Source organism: Achromobacter seleniivolatilans, assembly GCF_030864005.1.
Lineage (GTDB): Bacteria > Pseudomonadota > Gammaproteobacteria > Burkholderiales > Burkholderiaceae_B > Achromobacter > Achromobacter seleniivolatilans.
Genome location: NZ_CP132976.1, coordinates 586,708 through 600,817, shown reverse-complemented (window position 1 = coordinate 600,817; position 14,110 = coordinate 586,708). Strand labels below are relative to the sequence as shown.

Annotated in this window: 14 protein-coding genes; 11 read left to right on the top strand and 3 right to left on the bottom strand. The window is 61.9% G+C overall.

Going from position 1 to position 14,110, the window contains the following annotated elements; all coding sequences use genetic code 11:
* Positions 1-241 precede the first annotated feature (241 nt).
* The 3 genes from RAS12_RS02735 to lpxK are packed head-to-tail and all read left to right on the top strand — an operon-like array spanning position 242 to position 2,339.
* The gene (locus RAS12_RS02735) at positions 242-868 is read left to right on the top strand and encodes a MotA/TolQ/ExbB proton channel family protein (RefSeq protein WP_306944966.1); all 627 of its coding nucleotides are present in this window, start codon (positions 242-244) and stop codon (positions 866-868) included.
* Positions 865-1,278, top strand: coding sequence for an ExbD/TolR family protein (locus tag RAS12_RS02730; protein WP_306944965.1), 414 nt, complete (start codon positions 865-867; stop codon positions 1,276-1,278). Before RAS12_RS02735 ends, RAS12_RS02730 begins: the two co-directional genes overlap by 4 nt.
* Positions 1,275-2,339, top strand: a complete 1,065-nt coding sequence (gene lpxK / locus RAS12_RS02725) for a tetraacyldisaccharide 4'-kinase (RefSeq protein WP_306944964.1) — start codon at positions 1,275-1,277, stop codon at positions 2,337-2,339. Before RAS12_RS02730 ends, lpxK begins: the two co-directional genes overlap by 4 nt.
* A 54-nt stretch (positions 2,340-2,393) precedes the next feature.
* Here lpxK and RAS12_RS02720 read toward each other — a convergent pair whose 3' ends face one another.
* Positions 2,394-4,640, bottom strand: coding sequence for an IgaA/UmoB family intracellular growth attenuator (locus RAS12_RS02720; protein ID WP_306944963.1), 2,247 nt, complete (start codon positions 4,638-4,640; stop codon positions 2,394-2,396).
* A 192-nt stretch (positions 4,641-4,832) separates the two neighbouring features.
* Here RAS12_RS02720 and RAS12_RS02715 point away from each other — a divergent pair, with 192 nt between their 5' ends.
* The 7 genes from RAS12_RS02715 to rpsT all read left to right on the top strand — a co-directional run bounded on the left by RAS12_RS02715 (position 4,833) and on the right by rpsT (position 10,814).
* Positions 4,833-5,015, top strand: a complete 183-nt coding sequence (locus RAS12_RS02715; RefSeq protein WP_306944962.1) for a Trm112 family protein — start codon at positions 4,833-4,835, stop codon at positions 5,013-5,015.
* Between the two features lie 11 nt (positions 5,016-5,026).
* Positions 5,027-5,791 (top strand): 3-deoxy-manno-octulosonate cytidylyltransferase, encoded by a 765-nt coding sequence (gene kdsB, locus RAS12_RS02710; protein WP_306944961.1) that lies wholly within the window; start codon positions 5,027-5,029, stop codon positions 5,789-5,791.
* Positions 5,792-5,882: 91 nt separating this feature from the next.
* Positions 5,883-6,539 carry an adenylate kinase gene (gene adk / locus RAS12_RS02705; RefSeq protein WP_306944960.1) on the top strand — a complete coding sequence of 219 codons (657 nt, stop codon included), beginning with the start codon at positions 5,883-5,885 and terminating at the stop codon, positions 6,537-6,539.
* A gap of 134 nt (positions 6,540-6,673) precedes the next feature.
* On the top strand, positions 6,674-7,432 hold the full coding sequence (locus RAS12_RS02700) for a 3-hydroxyacyl-CoA dehydrogenase (protein WP_306944959.1): 759 nt from the start codon (positions 6,674-6,676) through the stop codon (positions 7,430-7,432).
* Between the two features lie 108 nt (positions 7,433-7,540).
* Entirely contained in the window at positions 7,541-9,100 is a 1,560-nt protein-coding gene (murJ, locus tag RAS12_RS02695) for a murein biosynthesis integral membrane protein MurJ (RefSeq protein ID WP_306944958.1), read from the top strand.
* 193 nt (positions 9,101-9,293) lie between these two features.
* On the top strand, positions 9,294-10,259 hold the full coding sequence (locus RAS12_RS02690) for a FecR domain-containing protein (protein WP_306951277.1): 966 nt from the start codon (positions 9,294-9,296) through the stop codon (positions 10,257-10,259).
* A gap of 291 nt (positions 10,260-10,550) precedes the next feature.
* On the top strand, positions 10,551-10,814 hold the full coding sequence (gene rpsT / locus RAS12_RS02685; RefSeq protein WP_025135824.1) for a 30S ribosomal protein S20: 264 nt from the start codon (positions 10,551-10,553) through the stop codon (positions 10,812-10,814).
* Between the two features lie 113 nt (positions 10,815-10,927).
* Here rpsT and RAS12_RS02680 read toward each other — a convergent pair whose 3' ends face one another.
* Positions 10,928-11,857 carry a LysR family transcriptional regulator gene (locus tag RAS12_RS02680; protein ID WP_306944957.1) on the bottom strand — a complete coding sequence of 310 codons (930 nt, stop codon included), beginning with the start codon at positions 11,855-11,857 and terminating at the stop codon, positions 10,928-10,930.
* A 114-nt stretch (positions 11,858-11,971) separates the two neighbouring features.
* Between RAS12_RS02680 and lysA the strand changes: the two genes are divergently transcribed.
* Entirely contained in the window at positions 11,972-13,204 is a 1,233-nt protein-coding gene (gene lysA / locus RAS12_RS02675; protein ID WP_306944956.1) for a diaminopimelate decarboxylase, read from the top strand.
* A gap of 54 nt (positions 13,205-13,258) precedes the next feature.
* Here lysA and garL read toward each other — a convergent pair whose 3' ends face one another.
* A complete protein-coding gene (garL, locus tag RAS12_RS02670) occupies positions 13,259-14,026 on the bottom strand; it encodes a 2-dehydro-3-deoxyglucarate aldolase (protein ID WP_306944955.1) in 768 nt (255 codons plus the stop codon).
* Positions 14,027-14,110: the final 84 nt, after the last annotated feature.

The following is a 14,110-nucleotide window of genomic DNA, read 5'->3' as shown; positions in this document are numbered from 1 at the left end:
TACATGATTTATATAGTTTTTTTATAAAAGGGCCACTGCTCTCAATTGAAGCAAACAACTGCAAGTCCAGCGCCCACAAGCGTTCCCGGGAAGTTTTGCACAGAATTATCCACAAGTTCTGTGGATAATTCCCGGGTCCTCCCGCCTTGCCACATCCCCTCCACACCGTTACAGTTTCGGCTTGATCAGACGCTGATGCGCGCCCCTTTCGCGCGCGCCGGCTCCCCGGGAGTTAAACGCCTTGCTTTCCATTTTGCGCGAGGCCGGCTGGCCTATTTGGCCTCTGCTGGCAACTTCCATCCTGGGTTTGGCGCTGATTTTTGAGCGTTTCCTGTCACTGCGCCGCAGCTTGATCCTGCCGCGCGGCCTGAACGATCAGGTCGCCGACATGCTGCGTAACCACCAGGACACCCCCGAGTCGATCAACCGCTTGGAACGAAACTCGCCGCTGGGCCGGGTGTTGGCCGAAGTCATGCGCAACCGCCATCTACCCCGCGAAGAATTGCGCAACGTGGTCGAAGATACCGGCCGCGCCGTCGCACACGACCTCAGCCGGTACATCCCCGCCATCGGCACAATCGCCGTCGTGGCCCCTCTGATGGGCCTGTTTGGCACCGTGGTCGGCATGATCGAGATTTTTGGCTCATACACACCCGGCGGCGGTGATCCGGCGCAACTGGCTCGCGGCATCTCAATGGCGCTGTACAACACCGGTTTCGGCATTCTGATCGCCATTCCCGCCATGATCGTCCACCGCTACCTGCGCAGCCGCGTTGACGGCTACCTGAGCGCCCTGGAACAGGCCGCCTCGCGTCTGGTTCGCGCTGTATCCGCCAGCCCCGCCGCACCGCGCGAGGGCCGTTCATGAATTTCCGCGGCTCCCGGGGTGATCGTGACGAGCTGGACATCAACCTGATTCCGCTCATCGACGTATTGCTGGTCATCCTGATTTTTCTGGCGGCAACCACGTCATTCGCGCGTTTCACGCAGCTGAAGGTGACCTTGCCGCAGGCATCGTCCGAGCAGGACACCCCGCCCGCGCTGGAAGTCGCCGTCAGCCAGGATGGCCGCTACGCGCTGAATGGCACGTTGATCGACGTTTCCACGCCGCCCGAGATCGCCGACGCGCTGCGCCAGGCCGCCGCGGGCAAGGTCGAACCGCTGGTCATCATCAACGCGGACGCTCAGGCAACCCATCAGTCCGTGATCAACGTCATGGAAGCCGCCCGGCTGGCCGGCATTGGCCGTGTCAACTTCGCTGCCCAGACCAACCGGTGACCGCCCAACGCGCTTCAACTCCGCTGCTGGCTCGACAGTGGCAAGACGGCGGCTGGTTGTCCACGCTGCTGCTACCGCTGTCTGCGCTGACGGCCTGGGCCGTGGCGCGCAAACGCCAAAACTATCTGGACGGCACCAAGACCGCTTATCGGGCGCCAGTACCGGTTGTGGTGATCGGCAACGTCTACGTAGGCGGCACCGGCAAAACCCCGATGGTGATTGCCACGGTCGAAAACCTGCGCGCGCGCGGCTTCACGCCAGGCGTGGTCAGCCGAGGTTACGGCGTTAAAGTCGGCCCACATCCCCGCGTAGGGTTGGGCGCACTGGAAGCCGCCCGCTTTGGCGACGAGCCGGCGCTGATCGCCCGTTCCACCGGCGCACCCGTGTGCATCCACCCCAAACGCGCCCAGGCCGCCCAGGCGCTGCTCAGGGCCTATCCCAAGGTGGATGTGATTGTGTCCGACGACGGACTGCAACATCTGGCGTTGGCGCGCGATATCGAAATCGTGGTTCAGGACAGCCGCGGCATCGGCAATGGGCGTTTGCTGCCCGCCGGACCGCTGCGCGAGCCGGCCAGCCGCTTGAACGAAGTGGATGCGGTGGTGACCAATGTCGGCACGCCGGACACCGCGCAAGGCGGCAGCGCCGGACCTGGCCGGCCGCGCCAGGTGCGCATGTGGCTCGAACCCGGCGACGCAAAGCAGATCGAGGGCCACGCCACCCGCCCCCTGGCCGCATTTGCCCAACAATCGCGCATCGCCGCAGCGGCAGGCATCGGCAACCCGGAGCGGTTTTTCACGACACTGCGCGCAGCTGGCATCACGCTGGACGCCACCCTGCCCCTGCCGGACCACCATGATTTTGCCGACTCGCCATTTCAAGCGTTGACGGCAGACGCCATCCTTGTCACATCCAAGGACGCGATCAAATGCGCGTCCTTGAACGACAAGCGTCTATGGGAAGTGCCGGTACAGGCAGGGTTTTCGGACCCGGAGCTCTTTGATTGGCTGGCGCAGGCTTTAAGACAGCCTGCGCCCGTTCACGGCACAAAGACCGGTTGACGCTCTTCGCTGCATGTTGCGCATTCGCGCAGTCGATGCTTGCATAGCGTGAGCTTAGAAAAACGCTGACTTGACCCCGCCTTGGCGCTGCCCGTATTCCAACAACTTACGTTCACGCGCAGAGGCGGCTGTCGTGCGTATCAATGCCAGCGTCGTATGCACCAGCACCAGCAACACGGCCAGCAGCAACCACACCATGCGCGCCAAGGACGGCCACGGGTTGTCCAGACTGCGCGTAGCGTCGACGACAATTTCGGGCGCGCCGGAGCCATCTTCGCCCGCCCCCACTACCAGGCCGCTTACCTGAAATGGCATGACGCCGTCGGCTGCCAGCATCTTCTGGCGCTGCCCCCAAGCGTCCATCAAGTTCAGGCCCGTTTTCAGGCTCGGCAGCGAGGCATAAGGGCCGGGCAGCACCTGTACCAGCACTCCACCCTGCTGGGATTTCATCGCGCTTTGTGACGCCTGGTTCACGGCATGCTGAATCCGCGGCTGCATCGCAGATTCAGCATAGCGGCGCGCACTGCTGACGTAGCGTGACACCATAATGCCCTCGTCTTTCGCACCCTTGGCCGTCAACACACCGTTTTGCGCCAGCTTGAGGAGTTCCAGCCAGCCGTCCGCCTCGTCTTTGGCCAGCATCAGGTTCTTGGCCAGCGTCGTCTTCAAACCATCGCAATCGGCATATGCCTGAATGCTTTCTTGGCTGTTGTCTTGGCCGGTCGTCAAGGCGCAAGTGCGCTCGATGTTCAACACCATATTGGTGACGCCAAGCACACTGACCGCCGACGCCATGTCGGCGCCGTACATCGCCAGCGGGTTGTTCCCGCTCTGAAGATACAGCGTGTTCTTGATAATCAAATCCGCCAGCGGATTCGCCTTGGTTCTGATAAATCTGCCTGTGTAAAGCGACATGGTTGCGTCATCCACGTCCAGGGCCACCGTAGATGGCGTATTCCCGCCCCACCGCAACCGGCTGCAATCAAACCAAATCTGGTTGGAATAGTCGCTGGGCTGCAACTCGCAGCGCGCGCGGCCTTGCAACGAGACCATCGTCCCAAACTGCGGAAGTTCCTGCGCGAGCGCGGCGGAAGAATCGTAGGTTCGTGGCGGGCTGCCGCTCACCCACGCGCTTGTCATCGCCACATCGCCCTTTATCAAATGGCCAGCCAGCACAAACAAGAAAAAAACGGCGAGCACGCCCACCAGCGCCAGCGTCACATGACGCCCCCAAAAGACGCGGGGGAACATGCGCTGCTCTTCATCAATCGAGCAATTTCGCCCCAGACGCACTACGGAATAATCCTGAACCCGCATGTCCACATCGATCTCGCCATCGTCGTGCAGGTTCTTTCTGCCACCCCAGTGCGAAGGCAAGGTCAACGGCAGCTTGTCGCCCAGAAACAGATGTGTGGACACCACCGACGAGTTGGCCGGATTGACCAATTCGATACCGGTGAGTTCGCCGCGTGCCCGGTTGACCTTTTGTGGCGCATCCGGCGCTGGACGACGCCAAGTCCGCCATACGGCCGCAACAAGCAGCAGCGCCGATACGCCAGCCCACGCGCCTCCAGCTTGCGCAGTTAGCCCCAGGAAAACAAACACCAGCAACCACAGCACCGACACCCCCAGCCCGATGCCAGGCCGGCGGCGGTCGGCGATTTCCGCAGGCGTTTCGTCGCGCTGGCCCAGAATTTCCACGTGCGGCGCCTCGTCCTGCTCTTGATCATCATGCTCGTCCCGCAGGGTAAGCGCCGGATCCGAGGGTTCCGCCGGCGGGGTGACCACGTTGGGCAAGGAACCGGCTTTGCCGCTGTGCCATTGGACATCTTGCTTCTTCCGGCGCTGATCGCGATCGCGGCCCCCAGCCAGATCGAATTCACCATTCAAGGCCACGACGATGGCGAATTTCTCTGTCATCACCACCTCGGCCTGGTTGTCCTCGCGTAAATACTCGCGAGCGTCGTACGGCAGAACCACGTCGACGCCGCCAAGGGTGTCGTGCATGGCGCCGCCGCCGTTACCGCTCTCCAAGCCGTGGCGCACGAAGGCGCCGGTCAGCGCAAACACGCCGTCATTGATCAATTGCGCGGATTTCTTGGGATTGGACGATAGAAACAGAAACGGCTGCACCAACGCACGTTCCTCGGCGGTCATCGTCCGCAGCGCCTTTCCGTCCTGCTCAAGCCTGCGCAGCGCACTCTTGTTGTCGCTGCGGCGCACCATGTAAGAAATCCAACTGATGACTGAAAAGATCAGAACAAAAACATACAAGAGGATCTTGATCGAATTGAGGTCCATGCGTCCGCGTTCCTGTCGTGAGAGTCGCGGACGATGATAGCGACGCAAAATCCCAACATTTGGAACACATGATTCAAATTACAACAATAATCGACAATTTAGTTCAACCTCAGCGATCCACGGTGTTCAAAGCAGCACTCTCCTGCGTAAGCCCGGTTATGACACCCCCTAAACTGTTTTAGAATCCAGGTCATGGAATCCCGACTTCTCGACATCCTCGTCTGCCCCTTGTGCAAGGGCCGCCTCGAACATGACCGGCAGCAAGCCGAACTGGTTTGCCGCGCCGACCGCTTGGCCTTCCCGCTGCGTGACGGCATTCCCATCATGCTGGAATCGGAAGCCCGCGCGCTAGACGAAGCCGCCGCCTCCAACTGACCCGCCACATCGTGAGCTTCATCGCCCTGATTCCGGCGCGCACCGCCTCGACCCGCCTGCCCGACAAACCGCTTGCCGACATCGCCGGCAAGCCCATGGTCGTGCGTACGGCTGACCGCGCCGCCCTGTCCGGCGCGTCCAAGGTCTACATCGCCACCGATGACGTCCGAGTCCAGCAGGCCGTGCAAGCGCATGGTTTGACTGCGCTGATGACGCGCGGGGATCACCCAACCGGCACCGACCGGCTGGCGGAAGCGGTCGATCAGTTGGGTTTGCCAGACGATGCCATCGTCGTGAACGTCCAGGGCGATGAGCCCTTGATCGAACCGGAACTCATCGACGCGGTCGCGGCCAAGCTGCAAGCTCGCCCCGACGCCGATATCGCCACCTGCGCCTGTCCGCTGGCGGATGCCGACGCGCTGTTCAACCCCAATGTGGTGAAGCTCGTGTGCGCCGCGGACGACCGCGCGTTGTACTTTTCGCGCGCCCCCATTCCCTGGGCGCGCGACGCGCTGGCCGCGGGCGAACGGGTGTTGGCCGACGGCCTGCCCGCCTGGCACCACATTGGCCTGTATGCTTACCGCGTGTCGTTCCTGCGCCGATACCCGACCCTGCCGCAAGGTGTGCTGGAACGGTTCGAGTCGCTGGAACAACTGCGCGCCATGGAACACGGCCACGTCATCGTCGTCCACCGGGCGTCCAGCCCTCCTGCGGCAGGGGTAGATACCCCGGCGGATCTGGAACGCGTCCGGTTGATTTACAGCAAACAGATATAAGGGTTATTTCCCATGGCGCAGCGCCGCATTGGCTGCTGCGTTGCGGCATAATTCCCCGGATCACAAAAAATAAACCCCATCAGGAGCACTCATGCGTCTTATCTTGCTCGGACCCCCCGGCGCCGGCAAAGGCACCCAGGCCGCGTTTCTCACCCAACACTTCGGCATTCCCCAGATCTCCACCGGCGACATGCTGCGAGCCGCCGTGAAGGCGGGCACGCCCTTGGGTATTGAAGCCAAGAAGGTCATGGATGCCGGCGGTCTGGTTTCCGACGAGATCATCATCGGCCTGGTTCAAGACCGCTTGACGCAGCCCGATTGCGCAAACGGCTACCTGTTCGACGGTTTCCCCCGCACCATTCCGCAAGCCGATGCGCTCAAAAGCGCAGGCGTCAAGCTGGACTACGTGGTGGAAATTGAAGTTCCCGAAGAAGACATCATTGAACGCATGAGCGGGCGCCGCGTGCACCAGCCCAGCGGCCGCAGCTACCACGTGCGCTTCAACCCGCCCAAGGTTGAAGGCAAGGATGACGTCACCGGCGAAGACCTGGTCCAGCGCGACGACGACCGCGAGGAAACCGTCCGTCATCGTTTGTCCGTGTATCGCGAACAAACCCGCCCCCTGGTCGACTACTACTCGACCTGGGCACAGCAAAACGCCGCTGCCGCCCCGAAATACCGCAAGATCTCGGGCGTGGGCGCCGTCGACGAAATCAAGTCGCGTCTGTTCGAGGCCGTCAACAGCTGATTGGCGCGTTGATGGCTCAAAGGCCTTCGGCGCCAGCCGGACGCAACGCGTCCTGCTCTTGGCCCGAAGGCCTTGTCACATTCGGCGCCCGTCGCGCCGCTTTCATTCCTTTGAATTGATCTGGTGGTAGAGACATGGAAATCGCGAACAAGGTATTCATCGTTACGGGCGGCGCGTCGGGCCTGGGTGCAGGCACCGTGCGCATGCTGGTGGACAACGGCGCAAAGGTCGTCATCGCCGACGTGCAGGACGAACCCGGCCAGGCCCTGGCCAAGGAACTCGGCCAGCGCTACGTCCATTGCGATGTCACGCAGGAAGCCGACGGCAAGAGCGCCGTTGCCGCTGCCGCTGAACTCGGCACGCTGTTTGGCTTGATCAACTGCGCGGGCGTGGCTCCTGCCGCCAAGATAGTCGGCAAGAATGGCGCGCACTCGCTGGAACTGTTCCAGAAGGTCGTGTCGATCAACCTGATCGGCAGCTTCAACATGATGCGTCTGGCCGCCGAAGCCATGAGCGCCAACACGCCCGAGCCCACCGGCGAGCGCGGCGTGATGATCAATACGGCATCGGTTGCGGCCTTTGACGGCCAGATTGGTCAGGCAGCCTATGCGGCGTCCAAGGCTGGCGTTGCCGGCATGACCCTGCCGATCGCGCGCGATCTGTCCAAGACCGGCATCCGCTGCATGACCATCGCCCCGGGCATTTTTGGCACGCCGATGATCTTCGGCATGCCCCAGGAAGTTCAGGACTCGCTGGCTGCCAGCATCCCCTTCCCCGCCCGCCTGGGCCGCCCGGAAGACTACGCCAAGCTGGTTCACAGCATCATCACGAACGATATGCTCAATGGCGAGACCATTCGCTTGGACGGCGCCATCCGCATGCCGCCTAAGTGATGTAGTACAAAGGCAGGCTCGCAAAGCGGGCTTGCCTTTTTTTGTTGATAGCATCCAGTTCCACGCAGTCGCATCGGGCCGGCCCGCACTTTTTTCAGTACCCAATCCATGAGCCTGTTTCGTTCGGCGGCCACGGTCAGCAGCTTTACCATGCTGTCCCGCATTTCCGGCCTGATCCGCGACATCCTGGTCGCGCGCGCCTTTGGCGCCGGCCCTATCACCGACGCCTTCTGGGTCGCGTTCCGCATTCCCAATCTACTAAGACGCCTCTTTGCCGAAGGGGCATTCGCACAAGCCTTCGTGCCGATTCTGGGCTCCGCGCGCAACAACCGCTCCGAGGAAGAGGTCCGCACGCTGCTGGACCGGGTCGCCTTGCTGCTGACAGCCGCGCTGATGCTGATCACGCTGATCGGCATTGCCGCAGCCCCCTGGGTGGTGTCTGCCATGGCCACCGGCCTGCGCGGCGCAGCGCGCGACACAGAATTCGGCGCCGCCGTCTGGATGACGCGGATGATGTTCCCCTACATCTTCTGCATGTCGCTGATCGCCTTCGCCTCGGGCGTGCTGAACACCTGGCGCCGTTTTGCCGTGCCAGCTTTCACGCCCGTACTGTTGAACCTGTCGATGATTGGCGCGTGCATCTGGCTCGCTCCACGCATGGACATCCCCGTCTATGCGCTGGCCATCGGCGTGATGATCGGCGGCGTGGCACAACTGGCGGTGCAATGGATAGCCTTGTCGCGCCTGGGACTCACGCCGCGATTTTCGTTCCGTTTCCGCGAAGCCTGGACCGACCCCACGGTGCAGCGCATTCTTAAACAAATGGCGCCCGCGACGCTGGGCGTTTCCGTGGCCCAGATCTCCTTGCTGATCAACACCAACATTGCCACCTGGCTGACGCCGGGCAGCGTGACCTGGCTGTCGTTCGCTGATCGCCTGATGGAATTCCCCACTGCGCTGCTGGGCGTTGCGCTGGGGACGGTACTGCTGCCCAGCCTGTCGGCCGCCCATGCCCGCGACGATCATGGCGGTTACAGCGATTTGCTGGACTGGGGCTTGCGCTTGGTACTGTTGCTGGGTTTGCCCGCCGCCGTGGGCATGGCACTGCTGTCCGACGGGTTGGTCGCTACGCTGTTCCACTACGGCGCTTTCGGCGCGCAAGATGTGCTGCAAACCCGCCTGGCCGTCATTTCGTATTCGGCCGGCCTGATCGGACTGCTGGCCGTAAAGATCCTGGCCCCCGGCTTCTATGCCAAGCAAGACATCCGCACCCCCGTCAAGATTGCCATCGGCGTCCTGATCCTGACCCAATTGATGAACATCGTGCTGGTGCCCCTTATGGCGCACGCTGGACTCGCGCTGGCAATCGGCTTGGGCGCGTGCTTGAATGCCCTGGCGCTGCTGATCGGGCTACGCCGCAGCGGCGTCTATCAGCCAGGGCCGGGATGGGCGATATTTGCGTTGCGCTTGCTGCCCGCGCTGGCGGCAATGGCTGCCCTGCTCTGGTATGCCGACGGCAAAATTGACTGGCTGGGCATGCAGGGGCATTCCGGGCTGCGGGCGGCCATGTTGAGCGGCGTATTGGCTGCAAGCGGCGTGGTCTACTTCGGAATGTTGTTACTATTTGGCTTCCGCCTTAAAGACTTTGGACGTCGCCCAAAGCGCTAATTTCCTCCGTCAGGGGGACAAACCCATCAAAAAGCCGGCTTTCTGCCGGCTTTTTGCATTAGATTCGTCAAGAATTGCCAAGACGCCCGTAATCTTTAGTAAAAAACCTTTATTATTTACAAATTGCTATCGAGAGGACCCCCGCCAGCTATGCGTGCGGGGAGATGAAGTGAAGTACGCCCAAGGACAACCCATGGCGGACCAGGTGATCAATTGGTTGCTACTGCTGCGCTCAGGTAAAGCGACAGCGCAGGACTACAACGACTTCCTGGCGTGGCGAGCGGCCGACCCTGTTCACGAGGATGCCTGGCAACAATTGACAGGCACATTGGCAGGTTCCACGTTTGGCCGGCTTGGTGACGCATACCCCGCGGGGTATGCCACCGGAGCCTCGCCCGCAGATTCGCTGATCCCGCCGCCCCCCGGAATCATTCCCCCCCGCCGCCGCTTTTTGGCCGGTTCGCTGGCGCTCGTCGGTACGAGTGCATGCGCCGCCTATGTCGGCAACGCCTTCTACCCGCTGAATAACGTGGCCGCCGACGCGGCTACCGCTACCGGCGAACGCAGGCGGTATGTGCTGTCCGACGGCAGCCAATTGCTGCTGGACGCCCGCAGCCGGGTCAACCTGGACTTCACGGCCGCCTACCGCCAGGTCCGCCTGCTGGATGGAGCCGTGACCGTCTCGGTTGCCCCCGACGCACGCCGCCCGTTCCTGGTGCAAACCGCCCAAGGCACCGTTCGCGCGCTGGGTACCCGGTACATGGTGCGCCAACAGGCGCAACGCACTGTGGTCGTGGTGCACGAACACGAGGTCGAGGTTGAAACCATGTCTGGCGCGCACGGCACCATCCGCGCGGGCACAGGCGCTCGTTTTGACGTGTCCCGCATGGATACGCCGCGTGCCGAACTGGTGGCCGAAGCAGCCTGGGAATCCGGCTGGGTCGATGCCCGGGGCCGCCCGCTGGCAGAAGTTGTCGCGGCTCTGCGCCCATACCGCAGCGGAACGTTGCGCGTTTCGATGGCAGCAGGCGGCTTGCCCGTTTCCGGGCATTTCCCGCTGGACGATACCAACGCGGCGCTAGACACTTTGCAAGACATGATGCCCATCCACGTACGTCGATTTACCCCTTGGTTTGTGTCGATTAACGTCGCCACCTGACAACGGTGTGACAGGGGCTGTCCCTGTAAGCCCGCTTCGTTGTATACTCAGTACCTTGTTTTTATCCAGTAGGCGCCGCGGGTTTCCCTCGAAGGCTATACACGAGGACCCACCGCTTGGACGATTATTAAAAGTCTCCAGCTACGGGTGCTCAAGCCCAGGAACTTTTCGCCCCAGCGCCCCCCGCCCGGTTGACGGGCGCTCCATCGGTTGATCTGACATTAAAAGCTTGCAATCCCGCAGGGACTTGCTACAATGTTCGACTTTGCCGAATTCAACTTATATAGCAACATGGCCAATACCGCCCAAGCCCGCAAGCGCGCTCGCCAATCCGTTGAGCGCAACAAGCACAATTCCAGCCTGCGCTCGATGCTGCGCACCGCCATCAAGCGCGTTCGCCAATCCATCGCCGCTGGCGACAAGGCTGCGGCTGGCGACGTGTTCCAGAAGGCATCCAGCGTGATCGATCGCGTGGCTGATAAGAACATCATCCACAAGAACAAGGCCGCTCGCCACAAGAGCCGCCTGGCTGCCGCTATCAAGGCGCTGGCCTAAGATTCTGCCGCCCCGTTTTTTTTGGGGCGTCATGAATACGGCAAATGAAGAAGGATGCCCTTGGGCATCCTTTTTTGTCGTCTGGAGACGATCCAGGCAAGCCAGGATATCCGTCAGCTACTGCGCGCGTTCCCTACGCTGCCAGCCAGTTGGGCCTTAATGCTCTCTGCCGCTGCGGCTAACGACGCCATAAACGCTTCCACCAGCGGATTGGACGGCCGATGCTCCGGCACAACCACATTGACGCGGAAGGGTAACGACCGCTTCAACGGACGGATATGCAGGCCCCTGCCCGCGAAATCCAGCGCTGTCAGGGGATTTACGATCGCCAGGCCCAATCCTTGGCGTACAAAGGTGCAGACCGACACCGCGGTGGGCGTTTCGACGATGGACCGCCGCAAGACGCCTTCCTGCGCGAACGCCTCGTCAATCTGAATCCGGTACGGATCACTGGATGACAGGCTGACAAACGCCTGCCCCTCAAAATCAGCCAAGTCGATTTCCGCTCGCGCGAGCAACGGATGTCCGTCAGGCAACACGCATACCTCATCGACCTGCAACAGCAGCTGCATACGTGTTCCCGCTGGCGTGGCATCGTGCTCGGTCAGTCCCAGGTCGTAGCGCTGGGCGGTCAGCCACTCTTCCAGAAAGGGAGATTCCTGCGTTTCCACCGACAGGCTGACGCCGGGATGTTGGCCATGAAAGCGCCGGAACGCATCGGGCAAGATCGAATGGGAAAATGCGGGCAACGCGATCACCGACAACTGGCCGCCACGAAACGACCGCAGACGCGCCGCAGCAGACACGACCCGCTCCAAACCGGCATAGGACTGGCGGACCTCGTCGTACAGCGCCAGAGCCGGCATGGTGGGCCGCAGACGGCCGTGTACGCGCTCAAACAGCGCAAAGCCGATACTGTGCTCCATCCGGGCCAACTCCCGGCTGACGGTCGGTTGGGACGTGTTTAACAGATCGGCCGCGCGAGTCACGCTGCCTGCAACCATCACCGCGCGAAAGACTTCAATGTGCCGATGCGTCAGCATGCCCCACCCCATATCCAAAATGAATGGATCTACAAAATCAAAGCATTTTACTGGATGACATGAAGCGGGCATCATGCCGCCTTGGTTCCCATTCCCGATAAGGTTTCGCCCGTCATGGCATTCGATCCGCGCCAACTTACCCAACTCGCCACCCAGCACGGCACGCCGCTGTGGGTCTACGACGCCGCCGTCATCCGCGAGCGCATTGCTCAACTGCGCCGCTTCGACACGATCCGTTTCGCCCAAAAGGCTTGCTCGAATGTGCACATCCTGCGCCTGATGCGCGCGGAAGGCGCAGTGGTGGATGCGGTATCGCTGGGCGAGATCGAACGCAGCCTGGCTGCGGGTTTCCAGCCCAAGGGCGAGCCGGAAGGCATCGTCTTCACGGCCGACCTGATTGACCACGCCACACTGGCCACCGCGCTCAAGCACGGCATCACCATCAACGCCGGTTCCCTGGATATGCTGACTCGCGTCGGCCAGGCATCGCCGGGCCATCGCGTCTGGTTGCGCATCAATCCGGGCTTTGGCCACGGCCACAGCAACAAGACCAATACCGGCGGACCGCAAAGCAAGCACGGCATCTGGATCGACGATGTGGCCGAAGCCGTGTCGATCGTGCGCCGTCACGGCCTGAAGCTGGTTGGCGTGCACATGCACATCGGCTCGGGCGTCGACTACGGCCACCTGTCCAGCGTGTGCGACGCAATGGTCGATGTGGTCCGTTCGCTGGACCACGACATTGAAGCCATTTCGGCGGGTGGCGGCCTGTCCATCCCGTATCGCGATGGCGAACCTCGCATTGATTGCGATCACTACTTTGAACAATGGGATGCCGCCCGCAAGCGTATCGCCGGGTTTCTGGGCCATGACATCCGCCTGGAAATTGAACCGGGCCGCTTCCTGGTCGCCGAGGCCGGCGTGCTGGTTTCGGAAGTGCATTCGATCAACCGCCGCCCGGAGCGCGACTTTGCACTGGTGGACGCTGGTTTCAATGACCTGATGCGCCCGGCGATGTATGGCAGCTACCACCAGATCACCGTGCATGCCCCGGACGGCGGACAGCCCCAGGGCGTGGCCGAAACGCGCATCGCGGTCGCGGGGCCGCTGTGCGAATCCGGCGACGTGTTCACGCAGAACGAAGGCGGCGTCATGTCCGACCAGTTGCTGCCGCAGCCGCGCATTGGCGACTTCATGGTCTTTCACAACGCGGGCGCATATGGCTCGTCGATGTCTTCGAACTACAACAGCCGGCCGCTGGCGCCTGAAGTGCTGCTGGACCAGGGCGAAGCGCGCTTGATCCGCCGCCGCCAGACCATCGCGGAACTGCTCGCACTGGAAGAGTAAAAAAAGCCCGGGGCCAGTTCATTCAGGCCCCGGGCTATTTTGATGCGTAAGGTTTTACGTGGGGAAGGCGTCTCGCAGCGCAAAAGTTGCCTGCTTGAACACACCCAGATCCGTACCCACGGCCACAAAGTGCATACCCATGTCCAGATAGCGGCGCGCATCCGCTTGCACGGGCGCCAGAATACCCACGGCCTTACCCGCCGCCGTCACGCGCTGATGCAGATAGCGTATGGTTTCCTGAACTTCAGGATGGCCCGGATTGCCGAGATGGCCCAATGCAGCCGCCAGGTCCGACGGCCCGATGAATACGCCATCCACACCTTCCACCGCAGCGATCTCGTCCACGGCTTCTATGCCCGGGCGGCTTTCAATCTGCACCAGCACGCAGATGTTGTCGTTGATGGTTTGCAGGTAATCCGGCACCGTGCCGTAGCGATTGCTGCGTTGCGCACCCGCGACCCCGCGGATGCCTTCGGGCGGATAACGCGTGGCAGCAACGGCCAGTCGCGCGTCGGCCTCGGACTCAATGAACGGAATCAACAGGTTGTAGAAACCGATATCCAACAGGCGCTTGATCTGCACCGGATCATTCCAGGACGGACGCCCCACGGCCGCGCTGCCGCTGCCTTGCAAGGCTTGAAGCTGCTGCAGAAACATCGGCACTTCATTGGGTGAATGCTCGCCATCCAGCAGCAGCCAATCAAAGTCCGCAAGCCCCACCAGCTCGGCCGTGATGTGGCTGGACATACACATCCAGAATCCGATGAGCCGTTCACGGGCCAGGATGCGTTGCCGGAAACGATTGGGTAAGGGTGAGTTCATTGCGGCCTTCGTCGTTGAATACGGAAACAGGAAAACTGAAATATTGCCGGGCCAAAGCCCGGCCGTACAGCGCCGGGCTTCAGG